At 69.8% G+C, this 11,902-nt stretch carries 11 protein-coding genes; 6 read left to right on the forward strand and 5 right to left on the reverse strand.

The features are described from left to right. Positions 1-44: 44 nt before the first annotated feature. From ACWA7K_RS07365 to ACWA7K_RS07375, 3 genes are read left to right on the forward strand one after another with little or no spacing between them, the layout of a single operon-like run. The gene (locus ACWA7K_RS07365) at positions 45-1,472 is read left to right on the forward strand and encodes a sodium:proton antiporter (protein WP_456167124.1); all 1,428 of its coding nucleotides are present in this window, start codon (positions 45-47) and stop codon (positions 1,470-1,472) included. Between the two features lie 49 nt (positions 1,473-1,521). Then, positions 1,522-2,520, forward strand: coding sequence for a 2-hydroxyacid dehydrogenase (locus ACWA7K_RS07370; RefSeq protein WP_456167126.1), 999 nt, complete (start codon positions 1,522-1,524; stop codon positions 2,518-2,520). Continuing rightward, positions 2,517-3,449 carry a c-type cytochrome domain-containing protein gene (locus ACWA7K_RS07375; RefSeq protein WP_456167128.1) on the forward strand — a complete coding sequence of 311 codons (933 nt, stop codon included), beginning with the start codon at positions 2,517-2,519 and terminating at the stop codon, positions 3,447-3,449. The genes ACWA7K_RS07370 and ACWA7K_RS07375 overlap by 4 nt, the downstream gene beginning before the upstream one ends. A gap of 24 nt (positions 3,450-3,473) precedes the next feature. Here ACWA7K_RS07375 and ACWA7K_RS07380 read toward each other — a convergent pair whose 3' ends face one another. The 3 genes from ACWA7K_RS07380 to ACWA7K_RS07390 all read right to left on the reverse strand — a co-directional run bounded on the left by ACWA7K_RS07380 (position 3,474) and on the right by ACWA7K_RS07390 (position 6,824). Then, positions 3,474-5,651, reverse strand: a complete 2,178-nt coding sequence (locus ACWA7K_RS07380; RefSeq protein ID WP_456167130.1) for a molybdopterin cofactor-binding domain-containing protein — start codon at positions 5,649-5,651, stop codon at positions 3,474-3,476. Between the two features lies 1 nt (position 5,652). After that, positions 5,653-6,120, reverse strand: a complete 468-nt coding sequence (locus ACWA7K_RS07385) for a (2Fe-2S)-binding protein (protein WP_456167132.1) — start codon at positions 6,118-6,120, stop codon at positions 5,653-5,655. A 146-nt stretch (positions 6,121-6,266) separates the two neighbouring features. After that, a complete protein-coding gene (locus tag ACWA7K_RS07390) occupies positions 6,267-6,824 on the reverse strand; it encodes a LuxR C-terminal-related transcriptional regulator (protein WP_456167134.1) in 558 nt (185 codons plus the stop codon). 112 nt (positions 6,825-6,936) lie between these two features. On the opposite strand from ACWA7K_RS07390, the gene ACWA7K_RS07395 reads away from it, so the two are divergent. From ACWA7K_RS07395 to ACWA7K_RS07405, 3 genes are all read left to right on the forward strand, one after another. Next, the gene (locus ACWA7K_RS07395; RefSeq protein ID WP_456167136.1) at positions 6,937-7,641 is read left to right on the forward strand and encodes a CoA transferase subunit A; all 705 of its coding nucleotides are present in this window, start codon (positions 6,937-6,939) and stop codon (positions 7,639-7,641) included. Positions 7,642-7,673: 32 nt separating this feature from the next. Then, positions 7,674-8,312, forward strand: a complete 639-nt coding sequence (locus ACWA7K_RS07400; protein ID WP_456167138.1) for a CoA transferase subunit B — start codon at positions 7,674-7,676, stop codon at positions 8,310-8,312. A 147-nt stretch (positions 8,313-8,459) separates the two neighbouring features. Then, positions 8,460-11,117, forward strand: coding sequence for a hypothetical protein (locus tag ACWA7K_RS07405; protein WP_456167140.1), 2,658 nt, complete (start codon positions 8,460-8,462; stop codon positions 11,115-11,117). Between the two features lie 118 nt (positions 11,118-11,235). Here the strand turns inward: ACWA7K_RS07405 and ACWA7K_RS07410 are convergent, their stop codons facing one another. Together ACWA7K_RS07410 and ACWA7K_RS07415 are read right to left on the reverse strand one after the other, a co-directional pair. Beyond that, positions 11,236-11,649, reverse strand: a complete 414-nt coding sequence (locus ACWA7K_RS07410; RefSeq protein ID WP_456167142.1) for a PIN domain-containing protein — start codon at positions 11,647-11,649, stop codon at positions 11,236-11,238. Further along, positions 11,646-11,882: an antitoxin gene (locus ACWA7K_RS07415; RefSeq protein WP_456167144.1), complete on the reverse strand. Its 237-nt coding sequence runs from the start codon at positions 11,880-11,882 to the stop codon at positions 11,646-11,648. The genes ACWA7K_RS07410 and ACWA7K_RS07415 overlap by 4 nt, the downstream gene beginning before the upstream one ends. Positions 11,883-11,902: the final 20 nt, after the last annotated feature.

Below are 11,902 nucleotides of genomic sequence, written 5' to 3' on the forward strand. Positions count from 1 at the left end.
AAAGCCCGATGCCCAAGGCCCAAAGCCGTGAAGCTGGAGTCCCGATGTCCCTGGTTCGACGCTCATCTCCCCGCAACACCTTCCTGCTGGCCGCGCTGGGTCTGCTGGTGACGCCTCTGGCGCAGGCCGCCGAGGTCGACGGCGCGGCGCTGTCTGCCGCCTGGGCCATCCCGTTCGCCGGCCTGCTGCTGTCGATCGCGCTGTGCCCGCTGCTGGTGCCGCAGGTCTGGCACCACCACTTCGGCAAGATCACGGCCGGCTGGTCGCTGGCCTTCCTGTTGCCCTTCGCGGCGCTGTTCGGCGCCGGGCTGGCCGCTCAGGGGCTGGTGCATGCACTGGTGGCCGAGTACCTGCCTTTCATCGTGCTGCTGACGGCGCTCTACACGGTGGCCGGCGGCATCCACATCCGCGGCAACTTCCACGGCAGCCCGGGCTTCAATGCGCTGCTGATGGTGATCGGCGCGGTGCTGGCGAGCTTCATGGGCACGACCGGCGCGTCGATGCTGATGATCCGGCCGCTGATCCGCGCCAACGACAACCGCCGGCACGCCGCGCACGTGGTCGTGTTCTTCATCTTCATCGTCAGCAACGCCGGTGGCTCGCTGACGCCGCTGGGTGATCCGCCGCTGTTCCTGGGCTTCCTCAAGGGCGTCGACTTCTTCTGGACGCTGGGCCATGTCTTCCCGGAAACGCTGTTCCTGATCGGCGCGCTGCTGGCGATCTTCTGGCTGGTCGACACGTGGTTCTACCGCCGCGAGGGCGTCGAGCGGGCCGACCCGACGCCGGACGACCACCGCTTCGCGATCGAGGGGCGCGTCAACCTGCTGCTGCTGCTGGTCATCGTCGGCCTGGTGCTGATGAGCGGCACCTGGAAGCCCGGCATCACCTTCGACATCGCCGGCATCGCCGTCGGGCTCGAACAGGTCGTGCGCGACCTGGCGCTGCTGGGCGTCATCGCCGCATCGCTGCTGCTGACCGCCCGCCAGGTCCACCAGGACAACCAGTTCAGCTGGGCGCCGATGCAGGAGGTGGCCAAGCTCTTCGCCGGCATCTTCCTGACCATCACGCCGGTGCTGGCGATGCTCAAGGCCGGTGCGGCCGGCGCCTTTGCGCCCGTCGTCGCGCTCGTGACCGGCCCGGACGGCCAGCCGATCCCGGCGATGTACTTCTGGGCCTCGGGCCTGCTGTCGTCCTTCCTCGACAACGCGCCGACCTACCTGGTGTTCTTCAACCTCGCCGGTGGCGACCCGCAGGTTCTGATGACGACGCTGGCGCCGGTGCTGGCGGCGATCTCGGCCGGCTCGGTCTTCATGGGTGCCAACAGCTACATCGGCAACGCGCCCAACCTGATGGTCAAGGCCATTGCCGAGGACCGCGGCGTGCGCATGCCCAGCTTCTTCGGCTACATGGCCTGGAGCGGCGCGGTGCTGATCCCGCTGTTCATCGTGATGACCGCCATCTGGATGCGCTGAAGCACGCCACACCACCCCCACACCCGGACCCGGAACAGAAGGAAACGACATGTCCACCAAGCCCCGCCTGCTGGTTGCCCGCAACGTCTTCGAGCCGGTCCTCGACCGGCTGCGCGCGCACTTCGAGCTGGAGGTCAACACCGACGACGCGGTGCTCGGCCGCGACGAGCTGATCACGCGGCTGCAAGGCTTCGACGCCGTCTTCATCACCACCAGCGAGCCGATCGACCGCACGCTGCTGGCGGCCTGCCCGCAGCTCAAGGCGGTCTGCAGCATGGCCGTCGGCTACAACAACATCGACGTGCCGGCCTGCACCGAACGTGGCGTGATGGCGAGCAACGCGCCCGACGTGCTGACCGAGACCACCGCCGACCTGGGCTTCGCGCTGATGATGGCCGCCGCGCGCCGGCTGGCCGAGAGCGAGCATTACCTGCGCGCCGGTCGCTGGCAGAAGTGGTCGGTCGACATGATGTGCGGCCAGGACGTGCATGGCCGCACGCTCGGCATCCTGGGCATGGGCCGGATCGGCCAGGCGATTGCCCGGCGGGGCGCGCTCGGCTTCGGCATGAAGGTCGTCTATCACAACCGCTCGAAGCTGGCCGCCGAGATCGAGCAGCCGCTGGGCGCGCGCTGGGTCGACTTCGACGGCCTGCTGCGCGAGTCCGACCACCTGATCATCGTGCTGCCCTACAGCCCGGCGGCGCACCACCTGATCGGTGCCGAGCAGATCGCCAGGATGAAACCGACCGCCACGCTGACCAACATCGCCCGCGGTGGCATCGTCGACGACGCGGCGCTGGCTCAGGCGCTGAGCCAGGGCGTCATCGCCGCTGCCGGCCTGGACGTCTTCGAAGGCGAGCCGGCCGTGCATCCGGACCTGCTGAAGGTGCCCAACATCGTGCTGACGCCGCACATCGGCAGCGCCAGCATCCCGACCCGGATGGCGATGGCCAACCTCGCGGCCGACAACCTGATCGCCCGCTTCACCGGCGGCAAGCCGCCGACGGCGCTGAACCCGCAGGTCCTGCCGGAAGGGCAACGCGCATGAAGGGGCTGCCGTCACGCGCGAAGGCCGTGCTGATCGAGTTGATCGGGTTGATCGGATTGGCCGGCCTGTTCGGCAGCGCCACGGCCAACGCCGCCGAGCCGACCTGGTCCGACCTGCAGCCGCTGTTCCAGCAGCGTTGCGTCGTCTGCCACAGCGGCACCAGCGCGGCGGCGGGGCTGTCGCTGGACACGTTGGCCGGCCTCAACAAGGGCAGTGCGCGCGGCCCTGTCGTCAGCAGCGGTCAGCCGGCCAACAGCGAGCTGGTCAAGCGTCTGAAGGGCATCAGCCTGCCGCGCATGCCGCTGACCGGGCCGCAGTGGGTGGACGACGCCGACATCGGCCGGATCGAACGCTGGATCGCCGCCGGCCTGCCGGCCGGTGCGGCGGTGGCCCCGGCCGCGCCGGTCGCGGCACCGAAGCCGGCGCCGGGGCAGGCGGCGACGTGGACCCATGTCGCACCGATCTTCGCGACCCGCTGCGCCAAGTGCCACAGCCCGCAGGGCGTGATGGGGCCGGCGCCGGAAGGCTACGTGCTCAACAGCTACGAGGCCGCCGTGTCGGCCAACGACCGCGCCCGCATCGTCCCGGGCCGACCGGAGGCCAGCGAGCTGGTCCGCCGCGTCAAGGGCCATGCGTCGCCGCGCATGCCCTTCGACGGCCCGCCTTGGCTGACCGACGAACAGATCCGGCTGGTCGAGGACTGGGTCCGCGAAGGCGCCCGCGACGCCACCGGCAAGCCCGCGCCGATCCGCGCCGGTGCGCGCATCCGGCTGCGCGGCGTGATGTCGGCGGACGGCACGCTGGACGGCCTGGTGCTGCCCGGCGGTGGCCGGCGCGACCGGCTGCCGCGCCCCGGTGACGAGCTGGAGCTGCGCGCCTGGCTGATGCCCGACGGCAGTCTGGACGTCGACCGCCTGCGACGCCGCTGAACGCCGCAGGCCCGGGCCTGCCGGTCAGGCCTTGCGCAGCCTCGCCGTGTCGATTGGCAGGCTGCGCAGCCGCTGGCCGGTCGCCGCCGCGATGGCGTTGACGACGGCCGGCGCGGCGGGCGGCGTGCCGGGTTCACCGATGCCACCGGGCTTCTCGTTGCTCGGCAGGATGTGGACCTCGATCTTCGGCACCTCGTTCATCCGCAGCACCGGGTACTGGTGGAAGTTGCCTGTGGTGACGCGGCCGTCGGCGATCTCGAGCTTGCCGTACAGCGCGGCGCTCAGGCCGTAGACGATGCCGCCCTCGATCTGGCGGGCGACGATGGCCGGGTTGACCACCTGGCCGCAGTCGACCGCCGCGACGATGCGGTGGATCTTCGGCGTGCCGTCGGCGGCGACCGAGACCTCGGCGACCTCGGCCACGTAGCTGCCGAAGCTCATGCCCACCGCGATGCCGCGGAACACGCCGGCCGGCAGCGGGCGGCCCCAGCCGGCCTTCTGCGCGGCGGCTTCCAGCACGCCCTTGTAGCGCGGCTGACTGCCCAGCAGGCTGCGGCGGAACTCGTACGGGTCCTGGCCGGCGGCCAGCGCCAGTTCGTCGATGAACCCCTCCATGAAGAAGATGTTCTGCGAGTGCCCGACCGAGCGCCAGAACCACACCTGCGGACCGGGCTCCTGACGGCTGTAGGCCAGGCGCAGGTTGGGGATGTCGTAGGGCATGTCGGCGATGCCTTCGACCGCGAAATGGTCGACGCCGTTCTCGGGCACCTTCATGAAGCCCGAGCCGCCCATGATCGACGGCGAGGCGACGTCCGCACTGAGTGCCACCAGCTTGCCGGTGCCATCCAGCGAACCGGTGAAGCGTGTCGCGGAAGCGGGCCGGTAGTAGCCGGCCGCCATGTCGTCCTCGCGGGTGTAGATCAGCTTGACGGGCTTGCCGCTGAGCTTGGACAGCAGCGTCGCGTCGATCGCGAAGTCGGGTGCGAAGCGCCGGCCGAAGCCGCCGCCCAGCATCATCGTGTGGACCTTGACCTTGGCCGGCGCGACCTGCGCGACCGCCCCCAGGATGCCCTGCGCCGGCCCCTGGCTCTGCGTGCCGGCCCAGATCTCGACCTCGTCACCCTTGACCCAGGCGGTGCAGTTCATCGGCTCCATGCAGGCATGGGCGAGATAGGGCGCGCTGTAGTCGGCCTCCAGCGTGCGGGCCGCCGACGCCCTGCCGGCCGCGACGTCGCCCGCGGCCTTGGCCACCGACGGCGCCCCGGCGCGGGCCGCGTCGGCCAGCATCTTCTCGACCTTGGCGGTCGACAGGCCGGCGGTCTCGCCGTGGTCCCACTCGATCTTCAGCGCGTCGCGGCCCTTGCGGGCGGTCCAGTAGCCATCGGCCAGCACCGCCACGCCGTGCGGGATGCTGATCACCTGGCGCACGCCCGGCACCGCCTTGGCGGCGGCGTCGTCGAGCGTGCGGACCTTGGCGCCCGGCATCGGCGCGCGCGCCATCACCGCGACCAGCATGCCCGGCACCTGCGCGTCGATGCCGTACTTGGCGCTGCCATCGAGCTTCAGCGGCGTGTCCAGCCGCTTCTTGGGCTGGCCGAGGATCTTGAAGTCCTTGCTGTCCTTCAGCGCGACCGAGGTCGGCACCGGCAGGCGCGACGCGGCCTCGGCCAGTTCGCCATAGCGGGCGCTGAGCTTGCCCGGTCCGCTGACCACGCCGTCGGCGGTGCGGCACTGCGACGGGTCGACCTTCCACTTCTCGGCCGCCGCCGCGACCAGCATCGCGCGGGCGGCGGCACCGGCCTTGCGCAGCGGCTCCCAGTGGCCGCGCACCGTCGTGCTGCCGCCGGTCGCCTGCATGCCGAACATCGGGTTGTTGTAGGCCGGATCGGCCGGTGCCTGCTCGACCCGCACGCGGGCCCAGTCGGCGTCGAGTTCCTCGGCCAGCAGCATCGGGATCGCGGTCAGCACGCCCTGGCCCATCTCGGCCGAGCCGCAGATGACGGTGACGGTGTCGTCGCTGCCGATGCGGACCCAGGCGTTCAGCACATGGCCGGGCGCCAGCGTGTCCTGCCGACCGGCGGCCAGCGCGCCCGACGGCAGCGCGAAGCCGAGGACCAGCGCCGCACCGGAGGCGCCGAGGAAGGCTCGGCGATCGAGGGTGTTGTCGAGCGGGGTGTCGAGGGGAATGTCGTGGCGGGCCATCTCACGCTCCCTTCGTCAGCGTCTGCGCGGCATCCTGGATGGCCGCGCGGATCTGGTTGTAGGTGCCGCAGCGGCAGATGTTGCCGCTCATGGCCGCGTCGATGTCGGCCTCGCTGGGCTTGCCCTTGTCCTTGAGCAGCGCGCAGGCGCTCATGATCTGGCCGGACTGGCAGTAGCCGCACTGCGGCACGTCCAGCTTCATCCAGGCCGCCTGGACGGCCTTGCCGACCGGCTGCGCGCCGACCCCCTCGATCGTCACGACCTGCCGGCCCGCGACGGCCGACAGCGGCGTCTGGCACGAGCGCACCGCCTGGCCGTCGAGGTGGACCGTACAGGCGCCGCAGAGCGCCATGCCGCAGCCGAACTTGGTGCCGGTCAGCTGCAGGTTCTCGCGCAGCGCCCACAGCAGCGGCATCTCGGGGTCGGCGTCGACGCTGCGCGCCTGGCCATTGACCTGGAACTGGATCATCGGGAGTCTCCTCGTGTTGGCTTGTCGGTCCATCGGACCAGCGGCGCAACATACGCCCGGCCCCGGGGAGCGTCAAACGGCGTCGGATCTGTCCCGTGGCGGTACGCGGGCTTGCCCGAAGGCTCGCCCGAAGGCCGGCCCGCGGCTCAGGCGCTGAGCAGCTTGTGGACCAGCTCCGGCGTCGTCGCGGCCTCGTACTTGCGCATCAGCCGGGCCCGGTAGACGTCGACGGTGCGCGGGCTGATGGCCAGCCGCTTGCCGATCAGCTTGCTGGTCAGGCCCTCGATCAGCAGCGCGGCGATCTCGCGTTCGCGCGGCGTCAGGTCGGCCTTCAGCTGGCGCACGGCCGACAGGTCCTCGAAGGTCCAGATGCCCGCCGCGTGCGGCTGCGACGGGTCGAGCGCGCGGCCCGAGACATGGCACCAGAACAGCTCCTCGCCACCCGGCGCCGACAGCCGCTTCATGACCCGTTCGTCGGCATACCGCCCGTCGCGGCCGAGGCTGGCGACGATGCGCGCGCCGGTGCGCTCGAACTCGGCCGTGCTGGGGTAGAGCACCTCGAAGCTCAGGCCGATCAGCTGTTCGCGCTGGGCCCCGAACATCGCCAGCATCTGGCGGTTGCAGTCGACCATCAGCCGGTTGCGCGACAGCACCATGCCGATGGGCGCGAGGTCGAAGGCGGTGCGGTAGTCGAGGTCGTTCATGCAGGCTCCGGGCAAACCCTGAGTCAATTCTACGTATCCACTACGTAAGGGCTTAAGTAGTACGCTGCACGCCGTTCCGAACCACCCCTGTCACCCCTGTGGAGACCCACGCATGAACAAGGTTTACCCGAGCGCGGCAGCCGCGCTCGACGGCATCGTCCGGGACGGCCAGCTGATGGCCGTCGGCGGCTTCGGCCTGTGCGGCATTCCCGAGGCCCTGATCGACGCGCTGCAGGCCAGCGGCGTCAAGGACCTGACCGTCATCTCGAACAACGCCGGTGTCGACGGCTTCGGCCTGGGCAAGCTGCTGCAGACGCGCCAGATCCGCAAGATGATCTCCAGCTACGTCGGCGAGAACAAGGAGTTCGAGCGTCAGTACCTCAGCGGCGAGCTGCAGCTGGAGTTCACGCCCCAGGGCACGCTGGCCGAGAAGCTGCGGGCGGGCGGCGCGGGCATCCCGGCGTTCTTCACCAAGACCGGCGTGGGCACCATCGTGGCCGAGGGCAAGGAGCTGCGCGAATTCGACGGCCACACCTACGTGATGGAACGTTCGCTGACCCCCGAGGTGTCGCTGGTGAAGGCCTGGATGGCCGATCGCAGCGGCAATCTCGTCTTCCGCAAGACCGCGCGCAACTTCAATCCGAACGTGGCGCAGGCCGGCAAGATCACCGTCGTCGAGGTCGAGAAGATCGTCGAGACGGGCACCTTCGATCCAGACCAGGTCCATCTGCCGGGCATCTTCGTGCACCGCATCGTGCTCAACGAGACCCCCGAGAAGCGCATCGAACAACGCACCGTCCGCAAGACGGCGGCCTGACAGGCTCAACGACTGAGCCAGGAGCAACACACATGGCATGGACCCGAGACGAGATGGCCGCGCGCGCAGCCCGCGAGCTGCAGGACGGCTACTACGTGAACCTGGGCATCGGCCTGCCCACGCTGGTCGCCAACCACGTGCCCGAAGGCATGGAGGTCTGGCTGCAGAGCGAGAACGGCCTGCTGGGCATCGGCCCGTTCCCGACCGATGACGCCGTCGACGCCGACCTGATCAACGCCGGCAAGCAGACCGTCACGACGCTGCCGGGATCGAGCATCTTCAGCAGCGCCGACAGCTTCGGGATGATCCGCGGCGGCAAGATCAACCTCGCCATCCTGGGCGCGATGCAGGTCAGCGAACACGGCGACCTGGCCAACTGGATGATCCCCGGCAAGATGGTCAAGGGCATGGGCGGCGCGATGGACCTGGTGGCCGGCGTCGGCCGCGTGGTCGTGCTGATGGAGCATGTCGCGACCAAGAAGGACGGCTCGACCGACCTGAAGATCCTGCCCAGGTGCACCCTGCCGCTGACCGGCGTCGGCGTGGTCAACCGGATCATCACGGACCTGGCCGTGCTGGACGTGACCCCCGAGGGCCTGAAGCTCGTCGAGGCCGCACCCGGCGTGTCGCGCGAGGACATCCAGAAGGCGACCGGCGTGACGGTGCATTGAGCCTGTCGTTGCTGCGCACCTGACCGGTTTATGTGAGGTTATTAGCCTCGATCAGCGATAGTCGCTGAGAGGTTTACGCCATCTGATGACGCTCCGCCCGGGTCGTTCCTGACTCGGGCGTTGTTTCATCCACAACCGGTAATTCAGATGGCAAGCAACTTCACTTCCGCGACGGCGACTGGACAGGCCCAGAAGCCGATCGCCACCCCCGCGACCACGATCGGCGTCGTCTCGGGCGACGACCGTGTCAATGCTGCAGAAGTCGCGCTGGGCGTGCGCGTGACCGGCACCTCGGTGCCCCTGGGCCTCGTGCGTGTCATGTGGGGCAGCAGCTCCAGGGTGGTCATGACCGATGCGACCGGGCAATGGTCCATGGCGTTCGAACCTGGCGAAGTCCCGCGCGGCGATGGCATCCGCACCAGCATCAGCGCCCAGCCGATCGGCAACCCGCTGGTGCCGTCGGCACCGGTGACGCGCAGCGTCCTGGTCGACACGACCCCGCCGGCCAAGCCGGTGATCCTGGCCGTGACCGGCGACGACAAGATCAATGTGGCCGAGGCCGCCGCAGGCATCAAGGTGAGCGGCACCGCCGAGATGAACTCACGGGTCGAGGTCCGCTGGGGCACGGTGATGAAGTCGGTCCAGACCGATGGCAAGGGCAACTGGAATGCCGACTTCACGTCGCAGGAAGTCATGGGCAATCGCAACGCCAGGGACATCGTCGCCCTCGCCGTCGATGCCAGCGGCAATGTGGGTCAGTCCACCGTGCGCCAGAGCCCGGTGTTCGACCTGGTCGCACCGATGGCGCCGGTCGTCCTCAAGGTCGCCGTTGATGACCACCTGTCGCCTGCCGAAGCCAGGGACTCCGTCTACGTGCGCGGCCTGGGTGAACCCGGCGCCACCGTCGTGGTCCAGTGGGACCGGTACACCCGCTCGGTGACGGTGGACCGCTGGGGCGAATGGACGACCCAGTTCACGTCCAACGAGGTCATGTCGGTCACCTCGGCCGTGGTCGACGTGACCGCGAGGCTCATCGACACGGCCGGCAATGTCAGCGCCGTCACGCACCACGCCGTGACCCGCGACGGCGTCGCGGCAGGCGCGTCCACGCTGATGGCCGCTGAAGGCGTGACCGCGGCCGTGGCCGTGGCGGATGCAGCCGCCCAGTCCGGCCGCCCGGGCCCGGACGCCGACCACGGATGGCCGGGCGGCAACCGCCCTCCGGTCATCGGCAATGGCACCACCCTCAACCCGGTGAGCGGCGACAACCTGATCAACGCCCAGGAGGTCCGCGACGGCGTGACCGTCTCGGGCATGGCCACGGCCAAGGGCCAGGTCCGCGTGCAATGGGGCAACACGATCAAGAGCGTGGCCACCGATGACGCCGGCAACTGGACGGCCGCCTTCAGCGCGACCGAGATCCCGGTGTCGACGTCGGGTTGGGGTCGCGAGACCGAGATCCGGGCCCAGTTCACCGATGGCACGACCGGCAAGGTCAGCGGCTGGATGCGCGAGTCCGTGCGGGTCGACACCGTCGCGCCGAAGGCGTCGAGCCTGGTGGTGGACACGCAGGTCACCGAAGCCGAGGTCTCGGCCGGCGTGGCCGTCTCGGGCGTGGCGGAAGCCGACGCCAGCCTGATCGTCAAGTGGGGTGACGCGAGCAAGACCGTCACCGCCAACCATCGCGGCGTCTGGAGCACGACCTTCGAGGCCGCCCAGATCCTCGTCAAGGACCCGGCGGCGCGGACCGTCGAGGTGTCCGCGCAGGCCTTCGACGTGGCCGGCAATGCGGGCGAGACGGTGCGCCAGAACGTCGTCGTCGCCGGCATGTCGCCGGGTGATCCGGCCGCGCCTGCCGTGCCCGTCACGATCCAGGCGGTGGCCGGCAACGACGTCCTCCTCGCCGCCGAGGCGGCAGCGGGCGTGGCGGTCTCGGGCACCGCAGCGGCCGGCCGCTGGGTCCAAGTCCACTGGGGCGATGCCGACAAGGTCGTGCTGGCTGATGCCGGCGGCCACTGGCAGGTCAGCTTCGGCAAGGACCAGGTCCCGGCCGTGAACGGCGTCAACGTCGACGTGACCGCGAAGCTGCTGAACCCGCCGACGGCCGATGCCAACCCCGTTGTCGTCCACCCCGTGCTGGTCGACACCGTGGCGCCGCTGTCGCCCGTCATCGTGGCGGTGGCTGGCGACGGCAAGGTCAACGCGAAGGAGGCGGCCGCAGGCGTGGACATCTCCGGCACGGCCGAGGCGCACACGCTGGTGAAGGTGGGCTGGGGTGCAACGAGCCACTCGGTCATGTCCGACGACGCCGGCGCCTGGGCGACGACCTTCACGCAGGCCGAGATCCCGTCGCGTCCGTCGGACCGCGCCGTGACCGCCTCGGCGGTCGACGACCACGGCAACAGCAGCGAGACCTCGCTCATGGGCGTGATGGTCGACCTGTTCGCCCCGGCAACCCCGTGGGTGCTGGCGGTTGCCGGCGACAACCGCGTCACGGCCGCAGAGGCCGCCGCCGGTGTCAAGGTGACGGGCTACACCGAGCCCAACGCCGGCGTGACCGTCCATTGGGGCGACGTCAGCAAGACGGTGACGGCCGACCGATTCGGCCACTGGAGCGCCCCCTTCGTCGCGAGCGAGATCCAGGGCAGCACGGCACGCACCGTGGACCTCGGCGTCGAAGCCTTCGACGCGGTCGGCAACCACAGCGCCATCACGCACCGGATGCTGACCGTCGACGCCGCCACGACGTCCGCGACGCTGTCCCTGGCCGACACCGCGTACCTGTCGCACGCCGTGCTGGGTTGACCGTGTCGGGCTGAAGCGGCACGCAGGCCATGCCTGCTGCCTGCTGTCTGATGCCTGAATGACGAAGGGCCGCAGCGATGCGGCCCTTTTTCGTGGCGGGAGCAAGTCCCGGCCTTCGTCAGCCGGGCATCGCCACCCAGTTCTCGGTGCGCAGGCCCGGATAGGCGGCGAAGTCGGCCGGGTTGTTCGTGACCAGGATCGCGTCGAGTGCCAGGGCGTGGGCGGCGATGAGCTTGTCGAGCGCGTCGCGGCGTCGTTCCCGGGTGGCCATCCGGACAGGGCCGTAGGCGAGGGCGCAGGCGTCGTCGAAGGGCATGGCCGGCACTTCGGCCAGGAAGGCATCGAGGGCCTCCCGGTTGCGCAAGACCTGGTCGCCTGAACAGGCCACGCCGTATTCGAGTTCCGCCCGGGTGATCGCCGACATCGCCACATCGCCGACGAAGCACTGCGCGAAACGCGCCGCGACTTCGGGCGGCTGGTGCCGGATCAGGTAGATGCAGATGTTGGTGTCGAGCAGGTAGCGAGGATTCACAGCGGCGCCCGTTCGCCTTCGAGGTTCTCTTCGCGGCCGTCCGCCATGAATCCAGGGCTGAAACGCGCCAGCGCGCCCATCACGTCGCCGATGCGGCGCCGGACCGGACGGATGTGCAGTTCGTCGCCGTGGCGCTCGATCAGCAGATCCATGTCCCAGCGGTCATAGGCCAGTTCGGCCGGGATGCGCACGGCCTGCGAATTGCCGTTCTTGAAAACGCGGGTGACAGGCATGGTGTTCTCTTTGCTTGTGT

This window comes from Leptothrix mechoopdaensis (SeqCode), from assembly GCF_053893855.1.